The sequence below is a fragment of the Exiguobacterium sp. R-39 genome, from assembly GCF_049942815.1.
GTDB lineage: Bacteria > Bacillota > Bacilli > Exiguobacteriales > Exiguobacteriaceae > Exiguobacterium_A.
The window spans coordinates 3,050,403-3,063,019 of record NZ_CP187965.1; the positions used below are offsets into that span (position 1 = coordinate 3,050,403).

15 protein-coding genes and 1 pseudogene are annotated in these 12,617 nt (G+C 43.9%); 5 read left to right on the forward strand and 11 right to left on the reverse strand.

Annotated elements, in window-relative coordinates; all coding sequences use genetic code 11:
* Positions 1 to 3: 3 nt before the first annotated feature.
* Positions 4 to 1,098 (reverse strand): alpha/beta hydrolase, encoded by a 1,095-nt coding sequence (locus ACP26N_RS15875; RefSeq protein ID WP_426354358.1) that lies wholly within the window; start codon positions 1,096 to 1,098, stop codon positions 4 to 6.
* Positions 1,099 to 1,352: 254 nt separating this feature from the next.
* The gene (locus ACP26N_RS15880; protein WP_188004953.1) at positions 1,353 to 2,549 is read right to left on the reverse strand and encodes a DUF4317 domain-containing protein; all 1,197 of its coding nucleotides are present in this window, start codon (positions 2,547 to 2,549) and stop codon (positions 1,353 to 1,355) included.
* Positions 2,550 to 2,867: 318 nt separating this feature from the next.
* Here ACP26N_RS15880 and ACP26N_RS15885 point away from each other — a divergent pair, with 318 nt between their 5' ends.
* The 5 genes and pseudogenes from ACP26N_RS15885 to ACP26N_RS15905 all read left to right on the forward strand — a co-directional run bounded on the left by ACP26N_RS15885 (position 2,868) and on the right by ACP26N_RS15905 (position 5,795).
* Positions 2,868 to 3,500: an HNH endonuclease family protein gene (locus ACP26N_RS15885; protein ID WP_026831610.1), complete on the forward strand. Its 633-nt coding sequence runs from the start codon at positions 2,868 to 2,870 to the stop codon at positions 3,498 to 3,500.
* Positions 3,501 to 3,515: 15 nt separating this feature from the next.
* Positions 3,516 to 3,758, forward strand: coding sequence for a hypothetical protein (locus ACP26N_RS15890; protein WP_188004954.1), 243 nt, complete (start codon positions 3,516 to 3,518; stop codon positions 3,756 to 3,758).
* A gap of 201 nt (positions 3,759 to 3,959) precedes the next feature.
* Entirely contained in the window at positions 3,960 to 4,745 is a 786-nt protein-coding gene (locus ACP26N_RS15895) for a hypothetical protein (RefSeq protein WP_188004955.1), read from the forward strand.
* 320 nt (positions 4,746 to 5,065) lie between these two features.
* On the forward strand, positions 5,066 to 5,434 hold the full coding sequence (locus tag ACP26N_RS15900; RefSeq protein WP_188004956.1) for a hypothetical protein: 369 nt from the start codon (positions 5,066 to 5,068) through the stop codon (positions 5,432 to 5,434).
* An 11-nt stretch (positions 5,435 to 5,445) separates the two neighbouring features.
* Positions 5,446 to 5,795 (forward strand): annotated as a pseudogene (locus tag ACP26N_RS15905) (VOC family protein).
* 49 nt (positions 5,796 to 5,844) lie between these two features.
* Here ACP26N_RS15905 and ACP26N_RS15910 read toward each other — a convergent pair.
* The 9 genes from ACP26N_RS15910 to ACP26N_RS15950 all read right to left on the reverse strand — a co-directional run bounded on the left by ACP26N_RS15910 (position 5,845) and on the right by ACP26N_RS15950 (position 12,612).
* Positions 5,845 to 6,198: a hypothetical protein gene (locus tag ACP26N_RS15910; protein ID WP_188004957.1), complete on the reverse strand. Its 354-nt coding sequence runs from the start codon at positions 6,196 to 6,198 to the stop codon at positions 5,845 to 5,847.
* A 113-nt stretch (positions 6,199 to 6,311) separates the two neighbouring features.
* The gene (locus tag ACP26N_RS15915; protein WP_426354362.1) at positions 6,312 to 6,755 is read right to left on the reverse strand and encodes a hypothetical protein; all 444 of its coding nucleotides are present in this window, start codon (positions 6,753 to 6,755) and stop codon (positions 6,312 to 6,314) included.
* Positions 6,756 to 7,150: 395 nt separating this feature from the next.
* Entirely contained in the window at positions 7,151 to 7,744 is a 594-nt protein-coding gene (locus tag ACP26N_RS15920; RefSeq protein WP_188004959.1) for a DUF4230 domain-containing protein, read from the reverse strand.
* A 135-nt stretch (positions 7,745 to 7,879) separates the two neighbouring features.
* The gene (locus ACP26N_RS15925) at positions 7,880 to 8,356 is read right to left on the reverse strand and encodes a hypothetical protein (protein WP_188004960.1); all 477 of its coding nucleotides are present in this window, start codon (positions 8,354 to 8,356) and stop codon (positions 7,880 to 7,882) included.
* 139 nt (positions 8,357 to 8,495) lie between these two features.
* Positions 8,496 to 8,975 (reverse strand): 23S rRNA (pseudouridine(1915)-N(3))-methyltransferase RlmH, encoded by a 480-nt coding sequence (gene rlmH / locus ACP26N_RS15930; RefSeq protein ID WP_426355424.1) that lies wholly within the window; start codon positions 8,973 to 8,975, stop codon positions 8,496 to 8,498.
* A gap of 72 nt (positions 8,976 to 9,047) precedes the next feature.
* A complete protein-coding gene (locus ACP26N_RS15935; protein ID WP_426354364.1) occupies positions 9,048 to 9,209 on the reverse strand; it encodes a CxxH/CxxC protein in 162 nt (53 codons plus the stop codon).
* 365 nt (positions 9,210 to 9,574) lie between these two features.
* Positions 9,575 to 10,867 (reverse strand): trypsin-like peptidase domain-containing protein, encoded by a 1,293-nt coding sequence (locus tag ACP26N_RS15940; RefSeq protein WP_426354366.1) that lies wholly within the window; start codon positions 10,865 to 10,867, stop codon positions 9,575 to 9,577.
* A gap of 106 nt (positions 10,868 to 10,973) precedes the next feature.
* Complete coding sequence (locus ACP26N_RS15945; protein ID WP_026831603.1) at positions 10,974 to 11,765, reverse strand: MBL fold metallo-hydrolase; 792 nt, start codon at positions 11,763 to 11,765, stop codon at positions 10,974 to 10,976.
* Between the two features lie 10 nt (positions 11,766 to 11,775).
* On the reverse strand, positions 11,776 to 12,612 hold the full coding sequence (locus ACP26N_RS15950; protein ID WP_426354368.1) for a two-component system regulatory protein YycI: 837 nt from the start codon (positions 12,610 to 12,612) through the stop codon (positions 11,776 to 11,778).
* Positions 12,613 to 12,617 lie beyond the last annotated feature (5 nt).

The window sequence follows — 12,617 nt, forward strand, 5'->3', positions numbered from 1 at the left end:
GATTCATCCTCCTGTTGGTTGTGTAGTCGCAAACCGCTTCTTCAGACCATTTGCGATTTCCGTGATGCAGTCTTCCGCTTGCGGATACTGTCCGAGCTTTTCGATAAAGGCATGGTCCATCCCGTTGTACTGAATCCGTTTTGTTTTCACACCTGCCCGTGCGAGTTTTCGTCCGTACGCTTCTCCTTCAAGACGGAGGTAATCGTATTCTGCCGTGATGATCAATGCTTCCGGCAGTCCGGCCAGCTTGTCGCTGAAGAGCGGCGACACATGCGGATCCTGGACGCCTGTCGTCCCTTGCAGGTACAACCGGTTCAACAGTCCATCCGTGTCTTCAAGGGCTGTGACGATTCCTTCGAGGAATTCCCGGTTTTCGTTCATCTCGTATGCGTCAAGATGCCAGTTGAAATCATCCGTCGGCAGAGCCGCGAGATTGACGACCGGATAGAGCAGGACTTGGTACTGGATCATCTCTGTCTGTTGTTCACGGTCAAGCAGGGCACAAACCGTCGCTAAGTTCCCACCGGCACTGTCGCCGGCAACAGCGAGCTGCGCGCGGTTGATGCCGAGTTCATCCGCCTGTTCGTAGACCCATTTGACGGCCGTGAAACAATCGTTCAGTCCGGCTGGAAACGGATGTTCCGGTGCCAACCGGTAATCGATCGAAATGACGACGACATTCGCCCGTTCCGCTAAAAGCTGACACGGATGTTCGACCGGTTCAAGCGTTCCGCCGAAAAAGCCGCCGCCGTGGAAGTAGACCACTACCGGTAACAGTTCCGTCGACCGGGGACGATAGATTCGTGCCGGAATCGATTGTTCGGCACTTGGAATCATGATGTCTTCCGTCGTGATGTCTGTCGTCGTCAGGTCGGTATTGATCCATCCCATCCCGGCCCGTGCTGCTTCGAGTGAAAAAGGACCAGCCGGCGAACTGTCCTGCTGTTGTTGCATCATGACTTCGAAGACGCGCGGATCAAGGACACCGCTTTCCGTCCGGTCCGGTACCGGTTTGATGACGACGTCGACACCATCCTGCTGTTCACCGGTCTTTTTTTGCGCTAACCGGTCGACCAATTGCTGATACTCCTGTCCCATGTTTTTTCCTCCTTTTATCGAATTCCTGACGTGCTTATAAGAGATGATTCATTTGTAAAAATAAGTATCGAAACCGCTTTCGTAAATAATTAAAAAAATGTTTGATATCTCTTTTTCTTAAAAGATACCGCTTACAAAACCAATCATACGCATCTTTATCCGATTAATCAATCATTCTGGATGATTCAAAAAACGGCACCCGTCTTTCGTGTGCTTTCCTTGTCGGAATGACGCGAAACGAGTGCCATTTGAAATTAACTTAAAATATTTTCTTCCGAGACGAGTGTGAATCCGTCGATGACGGTATCTTCCTCGACTTCAATCAACAGACATTGTTTGCCGTTGTAATTGACCTGCTTGATGTACTTCAAATCCTGCGCACTGACCGAGATGTTCGCGACTTTCGTATTGATCTTAATTGATTTCGCTTCATAGTTCGGGACGATGTTACTCGCCTTCATTTCGTATGTCGTATCATCGATGACTGTTTTGAAGGCCCGTTCGACCTGTTCCGTACTGACGTCTTCGATTCCGCTCGCCTTTAAGACCCGTTCGACTTCTTTGACGTCCAGCATCGGGATGTCTTCCGGCTCGTCTTCCTTTTCGTCCTCAACGACGAGCAGATGATTGACTTCCTCATAGACACCCGCAAGCGTTTTTGAATCGACTGATTCGCCGATGACCAGTTTGACGATTTCTTCAAATACCGCTTTGTCTTCTTCTGCCGTCACGATTTGTTCGCCGTTCAGGACGTTTTCGATGAACAAAACGTCCGGTTTATTCGGCTTGCTTGCCGTATAAAGGACACGGTTGACGTCCGCCGCATTATCCGTGAAGCAGGGGAATAAAAAGCCACCGATTGGTGACGCAAGTTTGATGACCGGGTTGATCAGCAGATTCGACTTGAACTCGAGATCGACGTAGTCGAAGACAAGCGATTGTTTCGGCAGTTCCGTCTGATTGAGACTGCTGAGAATGAACGGAGTCGTATAAACTTCATCGTTTTTGTTGACCTCCGTCTCGTCTTCCTGCCGTTTTGTCGTCTTGTAGTACTGTCCGCGGATGAACGTGACGACAATATCATTGTCGTACTGCACGTCCTGGACCATCTTCAGCGCAATTTGTTGCATCTGTTCCGTCCAGTCTTCCGTCTCTTCCGTGTAGAGTCCTTCGTACAACAGTTGTTGCGTATGTCCGGTCGCGCCTTCTTCCGGCTGCTGGAACTTAACTTCAAACAACTTGATGTCGAGTTTCCCGGTCAGGACTTTCTTGAAGTTCGCTAGGAACAGCTCCTGTTGTTCGAGTTCGAGAAAGGCGAACGGACGGCTTTCTTCATAGAAGATTTCACTCGTTTCCTTGCGGATATATACATTGTAAATTTCGTTGATTTTAAGTAGTTCCGAATCGACCTTAAAATGGCGACGGATATCACTGATGTCTTGTTTGTTCATGATAACGTTTCAGCTCCTTGGCGTTTGAATTCCTCGTGGCTCCTAAAAAAGGAGTGCCTCCTGTCCAAATCGAACAGAGGTACCCCTTTACTATACAAGAGTTGAATTTTTTTATGTTGAAAGTCTCCGCAATTTTAATTTTTCCAAGTAACTTCTTTTTTATATTACTTTAGTCTTATTTTTAAAAAAATATTTTTAATCAAAAGTATTCAACTTTTGTAATGTTTACATTATTTTAACCCTATCCAAAATATTCGGTGGCATACTGAGTGAGTTGAGAGGATTCTCTCATCATACTTACATAAGAGGAGGCAATTCATGTTCCAGAAAATCAAGCTACTCGCCGTATCGTTTGTTTTGTTTCTCACTGCGTTTCAGTTCGATCTCTCACCCGTTTCCGCACTCCCGTCCGGCATCCCGTCAAAAGCGACGGCTCAATCTGAGCTCAACGCACTGACAGTCAAAACCGAAAGTACGATGACCGGTTACTCCCGTGATCTCTTCCCACATTGGAGCAGCCAAGGAAGCGGTTGTGATACGCGTCAAGTCGTCTTGAAACGCGATGCGGATTCTTACGTCGGAAGCTGTCCGGTTACGTCCGGCTCATGGTACAGTTATTATGATGGACTGACATTCACGAACCCGTCCGATCTCGACATCGATCATGTCGTGCCGCTCGCGGAAGCATGGCGTTCGGGTGCAAGCAGCTGGACGACAACGACACGTCAGGCATTCGCAAACGACCTCAACGGTCCGCAATTGATTGCCGTCTCTGCAAGCTCGAACCGTTCAAAAGGTGACCAGGATCCATCGACATGGAAACCAACCCGTGCCGGCGCAAGCTGTGCGTACTCGAAGATGTGGATCAATACGAAAAGTCGTTGGGGCTTAAGTCTCCAATCCTCTGAAAAAACAGCACTGCAAACGATGCTGAACACCTGTACATACTAAGAAGGAGTCGATTCGATGGAAACGAAAACCTCTACTTTTACCGCCACGCATGGTGTGATGACGAATGAAGTCGGCGTCATCAGCGGCGAACTGGAACTGCGGACGACCTGCCAGGAAGATGGCAAACTCGAACTCGCCATCTCATATGTCGGCTCAACCGACGTTTACACGTTACCCGGCAAGGATTATCAGCTGCATGATATCCGCGATCACGAAGTCGTTCACCGGATGCTCGCGACAGTGCTGGAACGGACATAAAAAGTATAAAATAATATAATTCTTTTGATATCTCCCTTTATAAAACGAGCAGTTAAATGAATCTGCTTATCTTTATAAAGGGATTTTTTATTACAACATATTTTAAAAATACTATCTCATTTCTTAAACACGGAATTCACATACCCATAGTTTAGATAGTGCTATTATTTGGTAATAATATTCAAAGGAGGCGATATAGAAATGGATGATTCAGTTACTAAACTGCTCATGAAAAAAGTAAAAAAGTATAAGAAATGGACAGAGGGAGCGTTTGTTAATCCGGTTTATTGGATGGTAAATGGAACGCCTTATTATATGGCTGGATTTACTAAGAATAATGCTCCTGTGGCAACAGCATATTTGACAATTGGTGATGAAAAGCTCGACGAGGCACTAGAGGCTCAAAGACACTTGTCGATTTTTGCCGACTTAAATCATAATGTACTTGATATCGGCAAAGATTTTTTAAAAATTAATGCAAACTATTTTACACAACCGCTCAGTATACCTGTTGATGACTCTAATTTATCTGTATTGACTGGAAAAGAAGCATTTTCAGAGCTTTGGAAAAATCAACAAAAAATATTTTCATTAGTAACTGAATATAAGCAATATTATGAGACTGATGTATTAATACGTCGGGAAATCTTTATGAAAGACATTATTAAAACACAGGAAGCAGCAAATTTATTGACACTTTATCAATATTTAAATTTAAAAATTTTACTTGATAACAATGATGAAATACATGCCTTCTCTTCTTTTTTAAAGACAACAAAACAATGGAGAAAACTTGATCGACAATCTAAAAAATTCGTTCAAGGTATTAGTGGTAACCCTAGGAAAATGCGTAAGAGTATGGACAATCTGAACCTTATCATAGATGACGATTTTGAAACGATGATCACCTTGAATTACAATAAAATGATAGAAGAAAATAAACCAATAATTGAAGGGCAGCGAAAATACATACGCTATCCTAAATAATCTACAGGTCGTTATACGTTTTTCACTTACTCGTTACTAAATATTAAAAATACGTCGATTGATGTTGCTCCTATTTATCGAATATATTTGATTCATGATGAGAATTATTTATCAAATAATTTATTTAAGGGAGTTCTGTATGAGAGAAGTTTTGATTGGATCAGGTGTAGCGATAAGCAGTGCCGGTATTTTCATGTTGTTGTATGGGAACATCCCACAGGGTTTTATCGGTTTGATTACGGTCACTTTTGGTGTAGTTATAGCAATGTTAACAAAAAAAAAGAAGGTAGATTGACCATTATGTATAAGGAGGCAACGTCATGATTTATGAATTCATTCAAGCATCTGAATCTACTACGATTGGTGGATTTATTGCAACGTGTGCTGACCCGATTTTAGCCCATGTCAATCCAGCGCAACTAAAGACCAAAGATTTGATTGTCTCCATTCACAAAGATCATTCCATTTTTGCGGCGCGCATTCCTCTTGCAGAAAACGAATTGAACTGGATTGAACTCTCACCGGAAAACATCAAGAAACAAACCAGTCTGCTAGCTCCAAATACGTGTTACTTCGGCATCAAGCGGGGCGAATTACACGGAACATATCTAGTTTCGAATGATTTGATCGCAAACAAATATTTTTCAAATGAGCGGGACTACTTAGATGGTATAGTGCTTTCAAAATAAGGAGGTTGCCTATGAATCCGATTTTAACTCAGGTCGGGACCATCTTCATTCCCGTCAGTAACATCGAAAAATCCCGAGATTGGTACTGTGATCTGCTCGGCTTACATCCGACAGTGAGATTTTGTTTGGTCACCTGTACGTCATTCCGATGAATGGTGTAGACATCATGTTAGACAGCAAAATTTTTTCACCAGACAACATTCTCAATACGCCACTTTTTCATTTTAATACAAACAATATCGAACAATCTTATACATATATGAAGAATAAAGGCATCGAATTGACGACAGAAATTGAACACGGTCACTGGTTCAATCTTAAAGATCTCGACGGCAATCATTTGATGATTTGTACCTATTAAGTCCATTTTAGTTAAGAAATAAGAATATAAAAAAGCAGAAGAATACACGTCATTCTTCTGATGGCTTCGTTTCTTTGAAAAGAATGATCGGATCATAAGGTGCATTAGGATCATTTTTCAAATTGATAAAATGTCTTTGATCATTCCGATCCCCAAACTGCTCCGTATAGGGCATTTCCAATGACTGAAACACTTCCTGATTTTTGACCAGACCAATGTAAACTTCGTACCCTTCATCATCTGATGAGAAAAAGCCGCCTTCAGCAGCCGTAGTTTCAACCAGCGCTTCATCGATCAGATCTCTTAATTTCAATAATGCTTGTTTATTGCCAACAATAAAGGATTCTTGATGATTGGTATGCTGAGCATAAATATGTAAATACATCTGGTGTTTCCATGACATGATGCCTTCTCACCTCACCGGTTATTTTTTCAAGCGCACTTTTTATTTAGTATTGATTTTGAATATGACCTAAATGTAATTGATGAAATCCTAAAACAAAAGGTGCTTCATTTTTATTCCTTACTCCCATATCGATGCTGTTTTCCCATCCAATCATTTCTTTCTCTCCATCTAAGTTTTTTAGCTGATATCCAGCTTACGTTCTGTTCGATAGTGCTCGGATCGAAATCAATATCATCTGACCAGTAATAAGTATCGTTCTGTTTTAAAATGATAGCCTCAAAAAGTATCGAGGCGAAATTTTCTGGTGTCGGAAGGATATGAATTCCTGTTACACCTTCAAACCATAATTCAATCGCGGACGGGCTTTTAAACTGGCGCTGAAATAACAGTTTGACGTTTGTATCTAATTCGCTTGGAACAGCCATCGTCAGACCCTCATCAACATACGTTTCGGTCCACATATGCATCTCCTTCAAACAGCCATCATGAAAATAACCAAAGTCCTCAAGTAATTCCCTGATTTCTGATTCCTCTTTTAGTTCAATCCAGTTCATGAGCGACCTCCAGTACAGTGTTTGTTTTGTTTTTAATAGTTTTTTGCTGAGAAAACTACTCCTTTTATTACCTCCGGTAGTTTCGAATTATCTATTTCTTCTCTCCAGAGTTTGTGGAGTCCATTCGAGGCATTCATTGGCAACTCTCCTTTTGAAGCAGACAGATTATATTGAAGTTGCGCAATTTTTCTCGCTCAGGGAATGGTACTAGATGCTTCTTTGAAAGCAAAAATATACTGGAGGACTGATTGTACCATCGAAGGATTTTCTCCAAGGATGAGAAATTTTCTACTAACCTTATTGATTATGAATAAGAGATTCCTCTTGTTGCGTTATTTCTATTCATCGTTTAAAAAAGACGATCATCTAACACATGATCGTCTTGTGTAATTCATTTAATAAAATTCAATTGTTACTTTACTATATCCATTTGTCTTGAGGAAAGACGTTAATAATTTTTGAATTCTTACATCTGCCTCTTCTAAAAATCCTTGCTCGATTTTTTTCTTTTCAATTTTATTTTTTTCTTTGTTGATATCATCAAAAATTTGTTGCGATTGATAATCTGAAAATAGATCACCTTTAACATCCGTTACCTTTGCTGTGTCTGTATCTGCTACGTTATCAAGTATCTTTGAATTCGGTACCTTAACTAATAATTGCTTTGTTGTCTCGTTATAAGACAGCTGTAGCTTAGATAAGTCTGTACCTGCTTTCAAATAACCATCGTATTCAATTAACTTGATTGCTTCAGCTAATTTAAGATCAATCAAAGGTACATTTTTACTGCTTCGACTGATTATTACCTTGCTGTACTCATATTTCAAAGTAGTCCATTCAGATAACTCAACTAATTGTTCTTTTACCAATGCGGTATCAGAACTTTTACTGGTAGAGATTATAGACGGTTTAAAGAACAGAATGCCACATACGACTAATACACCAATCATCAATAAAACTGTAAACATTTTTAGAACCAATTTTTGCATCTTGCAAACTCCTCATTTTTAGATATAGTATTCAGAATTACTACATTATTATCAATACAAATTTATCCAAATATATAATCCTTTCAATTCTGATCTAACGATAATTCGACATTTAAGTCTTTGAAGTTCAGTACTTTAATTCTTACCTTTATTACTTAATTTATTAACAATATAGGTTCCAAAAGCACTAGTAACTAACATTAAAGTGCCAGCAGCAATTTTTTCTACAGTATCTTTCCACTCTTTTCTCGCTTTATCGACCTGTTCTGTTAAAAATCGTAGCTCCCCATAAATCATTCCGATTTCTTCTTCAGTTATATGCTCTTTATCTAATCTTTTAAACAAATGATCTATCGTAGTTTGATGAACAGAAATCACCTTATCATGTACTTTCTGATTCTGATCAGAGAGATTGACGATAAAATTCAATATGTCTTTTCCGAGTTCTGGAGTAGCCATTAACTTCATTCTAAATACTTCATCAAACTCAGCTATTTTTGCTTTCGGTAGTTTGGCTCTTTGAAGAAACATTTCCATTCCTGTAAGAACCTCTTGGTCATTATCCTCCTGCAATTTTGAACTTTCATTAGTATTATTGCGTTTTTCTTTCATTTCAATCACTCCTTTAATAGTTAATTTACTGTTGCATCATAAGCCATGTTTTTCTTGCGATTTATATTGATGGCTATGTAAACATTTCCGTACTTAAAAATAAGGCCACAAACCATATTAAAGATTTGCGACCTGATTTTTACTTATGATACGGCTCATTCCGATTAATCCGATATGCCCGGTAAATCTGCTCACACAGAATCATCTTCATCAATTGATGGGGAAATGTCATCTTCGAGAAGGAAATCGTATCGTTCGCCCGCTGCACGACTTCCGGTGCGAGACCGAGCGATCCACCGATGACAAACGCGATTTTACTTTTGCCGTACGTCGCGAGTCGGTCGAGTTCTGTCGCAAACTGTTCGCTCGTTCGTTGCTTTCCTTCGATAGCAAGTGCATAGACATGAACATCCGGTCCGATCTTCGCTAAAATCCGTTCGCCCTCTTTTTTCTTCACTTGCTGCATCTCGGCGTCACTCAATTGTTCCGGTGCTTTTTCGTCCGGCACCTCGATTTCCTGAATCGAACAATACGCGCCGAGCCGTTTTGTATATTCGGCAATTCCTTGCTTCAAGTACTTCTCTTTCAGCTTTCCGACCGTAATAATGGTAATTTGCATCATTTTTCTCGCTTTCTGACAGAAAATTCAGGAGTTATCCACAGAGTTATCCACATGTCCACATGTTGATAATTATTTTTTGCTTGACACAAGATATGTCGCGGGCTGATCACAGTACTCACATGTGACGTTTTTCTTTGCCGGCACCTCTTCCAAAATCGGGTATTCTTCCGTTTCATCAACTACTTCGTCGAGCGCTAACTCGACATGTTCTAAACAGACATATTTATCCACAGGCCTTTTCCTCCTTTTAAGTTATCCACATTTATCCGCTACCAGTATAACAAAAATTGACTTCCCTCACTGAAAAAAGTTATCCACACCTCCTCTTTGGAGTTACTTCCTTGATCGTCTTGCCCCTCACTACTAATCCCTTCATCGTATCCGCTGCACGCGACTCCTACAGGAAAAAGCGCGGCTCGCCCGCGCTGTCAGAGGAAAACGAGACCCGGGCATCGACGCCGACAGGCAAGAAGCCCGCGGCTTGTTCCTCGCCTGAGGAAAGCGCGTGCCAGCAAGATACGATGAGAACCAGAGATACTATCTTTTCTGTGCACAAAAAAACTACCCGCACGTATACGAGTAGTTGATCTAATCTGTTATTGCACCGTCGCCGCTTGCGCCGACAGTTTGACATCGAGTGTCTGCTTCTCGCCGCCCCGGTAGAACGTTACCTTGACGTTATCACCGACTTTCGCATCCCGGTACAGGACACTTTTTAGATCAGCAAACGAGTTGATGTCCTTACCGTTGATTTCAACGATGACATCATTTTCTTTTATCCCTGCTTTTTCCGCTCCGCTGTTGCCCGTCAAACCGACGACGACAATCCCACGGGTGACGTCATTCGGTAACTTCAGACGATCTTCCCGGAAACCGCTCGGGAACTCCTGAACGTCCCGGATCTGGATCCCGAGTTGCGGACGAATCACTTCACCGTTTTGTTCAAGATCACGCATGATTGGCAACGCTTCGTTGATTGGAATCGCAAAACCGACCCCTTCAACGCTTGCTTCCGCAATCTTCATTGAGTTGATTCCGATTAATTGACCGGACGTATTGATGAGCGCTCCGCCTGAGTTCCCCGGATTGATTGCGGCATCCGTCTGGATGACTTCGGTGTTGAAGTCCTGCTGTCCGTCCTTGTTCGTATCGACCGGCACCGTCCGCTCCTGGGCACTGATGACACCACGTGTGACCGAGTTCGCAAAAATCCCGAGCGGATTCCCGATTGCAAGAACCGTCTCCCCGGCACGTAACGTATCCGAATCTCCGAGCTTCACGACTTGTGTCACTTTTGATGAATCGATCGATAACACGGCTAGGTCGTACGTCGGATCTTCCCCGAGCACTTTCGCTTCGAGCGCCGTTCCGTCGGACAACGTAACCGACAGACGGCTCGCACCTTCGACGACGTGATAGTTCGTGACGACATAGGCTTTGTTTCCGTCTTTTTTGTAGATGACACCCGATCCGGCACCGGTCTCCTGATCGGCACCTTGGAACGAACTTTGCAGATTCGTCACGCTGACGACCGCTTCCTTCGTCTGACCGACGGCACTGACGATATCGTTTTCCGATTCCGTCGCCTTCGTCGCTGCTTGTTCCGGCGTTGCCGTCGAGACCGGTGCCGGACTCGTCATCTCATCACGGACGAACGGCCAGGCGATCAAGGCAATCAACAGCGCCCCGATGATTCCGCCGATTAAGCCGACAAAAAAGGCTTTTCCGCCGCCGCGGCGTTTTGGTGCAGGTGGTTCTTCTTCATATGATTCACGATAAGGACTGACCGGCTCGTCTTCACTTGGTCGTCGCGGCGGAAAGCCGCTCGTCTCATCGGTCGATGCGTAAGGCTGATCTGATTCGTTCCGTGGTTCTTCTGGTCGATCCATCGACACACGCCTCCTTCTAGACTCTCTTTACACAAGTATACCCCCATCACGTGGCGAGTTAGCCAAATGTGGGGGTCTTTTGAGCATATTCAGTAATTTCCCATAATCAAAGCTTCAAAAGCGGTGTCGGAATGACCGGATCCGTGTCGAGCAACTGGATTTTGCTGAGGTCGACATCGCGGCTTGCGAGCGTCTGTGAGACACTCATCCGGGCCAGTTCCTTCATGTTGTTGTCCTTACTCAGGTGGGCCATGTGGATCCGTTTCGTCCGGTCGTCGAGCACTTCGCTCATCGCGATCGCCGCGTCTTCGTTCGAGACGTGTCCGTAATCACCGAGGATCCGCCGTTTAACGCTCCACGGGTAATGCCCCATCTGAAGCATCCCGATATCATGGTTCGCTTCAAAGATATAGGCATCTGCTCCGCGGATAACACCTTTCATCCGGTCCGAGACGTAACCCGTATCGGTGATGTGGGCGAGTCGTTTTCCTTCATGGGCGAACTGGAAGAACATCGGGTCGGCCGCGTCATGGCTGACGTTAAACGATTCGACTTCGATGTCGCCAAACTGTTTGACCTCACCGACTTCCCAGAGGAACTTCAGCGCCGGATCGATTTTGCCGATCTTCGCTTCCATCGCCGCCCACGTCTTTTCGTTCGCATAAAGCGGGATGTTGTACTTCCGCGCCATGATGCCGACGCCTTTGATATGATCCGAATGTTCATGGGTGACGAACAAACCGTCAATCTGATCCGGCGACCGGTGAATCTGGTCGAACAGGGCGAGCATCGCTTTTCCGGTCAGGCCGGCGTCGACGAGCAGGCGGGTCTGTTCACTTTCGATATAGAGGGCATTCCCCGTCGAGCCACTGGCAAGGACGCTGTAGTGTAGGCTCATCGTGCATTCCTCATTTCTCTGAAACGGTATCAAGCCGTTCGATGGTCTGGACTCCGCCGTCGATCGCATTGACGAAATACAGTTCTTCTCCGTTCAGTTCAATCTGCCACGTCGGCGGTAAAATCTGCACCGATTTTGTTCCTTCTGTCACAAGACAGAAATAACCGAGCTTTTGGCTCGTCATTCGTTTCGAAGCAGGGAATAATCCCTGCTCCGACAGTTGAATGACGGACTCACTCGCCGATAATAACGTGACATCCTGTGCCTGACGGACGACTTTGTTTAAGTGACGTTGTTTGTAGCTGACGACTTCCTTCTGCTCGTTCAACTGGAGCACAAGTAACGACGGACCAATCATCGCGTCATCCTCTCGCGACTGTTGCGGTGTCGAGTATAACGGTTGTTCCTTATACGTCTGAACGAACGTCATCTCATTGTGTTTGCTGTCATACTTCCAAAACGTGTAGTCGGTCCCGTATGCAGCCGACGATTGGACAAACGATGTTGCCGAATCCCGCATTGCTTTCGCTTCGAGCGGGAACGGCTTCGTCAGACGAACCGACCACTCGATTTGATTTTTGACGGATGTGACGGCATCTTGGATCGAAGAGCCTCGTTTAGGAGCCAATGAACTCGTATCGACTTCCGCCGTCAAATAACCAATTTCTTTCGAGACGGTCTGCAGTTTCTTTTCATCAATTTTTCGTTCTTTCAAAACAGTTTTCCCGTCCGCATTCGTCGTGACGATTCGGGGATCAATCATTCGGTCCATCAACTGAACGGCAAGATAGGCGTTCAGGATCAGGAACGTCAAAATCAGTAACGTTTTTGCTTTACTCCAATCCATGAAAC

Excerpts from the sequence above, each read along its gene's own strand:
- ACP26N_RS15875 (WP_426354358.1), bottom strand. The coding sequence starts at position 1,098 with ATGGGACAGGAGTATCAGCAATTGGTCGACCGGTTAGCGCAAAAAAAG.
- ACP26N_RS15880 (WP_188004953.1), bottom strand. The coding sequence starts at position 2,549 with ATGAACAAACAAGACATCAGTGATATCCGTCGCCATTTTAAGGTCGAT.
- ACP26N_RS15885 (WP_026831610.1), top strand. The coding sequence starts at position 2,868 with ATGTTCCAGAAAATCAAGCTACTCGCCGTATCGTTTGTTTTGTTTCTC.
- ACP26N_RS15890 (WP_188004954.1), top strand. The coding sequence starts at position 3,516 with ATGGAAACGAAAACCTCTACTTTTACCGCCACGCATGGTGTGATGACG.
- ACP26N_RS15895 (WP_188004955.1), top strand. The coding sequence starts at position 3,960 with ATGGATGATTCAGTTACTAAACTGCTCATGAAAAAAGTAAAAAAGTAT.
- ACP26N_RS15900 (WP_188004956.1), top strand. The coding sequence starts at position 5,066 with ATGATTTATGAATTCATTCAAGCATCTGAATCTACTACGATTGGTGGA.
- ACP26N_RS15910 (WP_188004957.1), bottom strand. The coding sequence starts at position 6,198 with ATGTCATGGAAACACCAGATGTATTTACATATTTATGCTCAGCATACC.
- ACP26N_RS15915 (WP_426354362.1), bottom strand. The coding sequence starts at position 6,755 with ATGAACTGGATTGAACTAAAAGAGGAATCAGAAATCAGGGAATTACTT.
- ACP26N_RS15920 (WP_188004959.1), bottom strand. The coding sequence starts at position 7,744 with ATGCAAAAATTGGTTCTAAAAATGTTTACAGTTTTATTGATGATTGGT.
- ACP26N_RS15925 (WP_188004960.1), bottom strand. The coding sequence starts at position 8,356 with ATGAAAGAAAAACGCAATAATACTAATGAAAGTTCAAAATTGCAGGAG.
- rlmH (WP_426355424.1), bottom strand. The coding sequence starts at position 8,975 with ATGCAAATTACCATTATTACGGTCGGAAAGCTGAAAGAGAAGTACTTG.
- ACP26N_RS15940 (WP_426354366.1), bottom strand. The coding sequence starts at position 10,867 with ATGGATCGACCAGAAGAACCACGGAACGAATCAGATCAGCCTTACGCA.
- ACP26N_RS15945 (WP_026831603.1), bottom strand. The coding sequence starts at position 11,765 with ATGAGCCTACACTACAGCGTCCTTGCCAGTGGCTCGACGGGGAATGCC.
- ACP26N_RS15950 (WP_426354368.1), bottom strand. The coding sequence starts at position 12,612 with ATGGATTGGAGTAAAGCAAAAACGTTACTGATTTTGACGTTCCTGATC.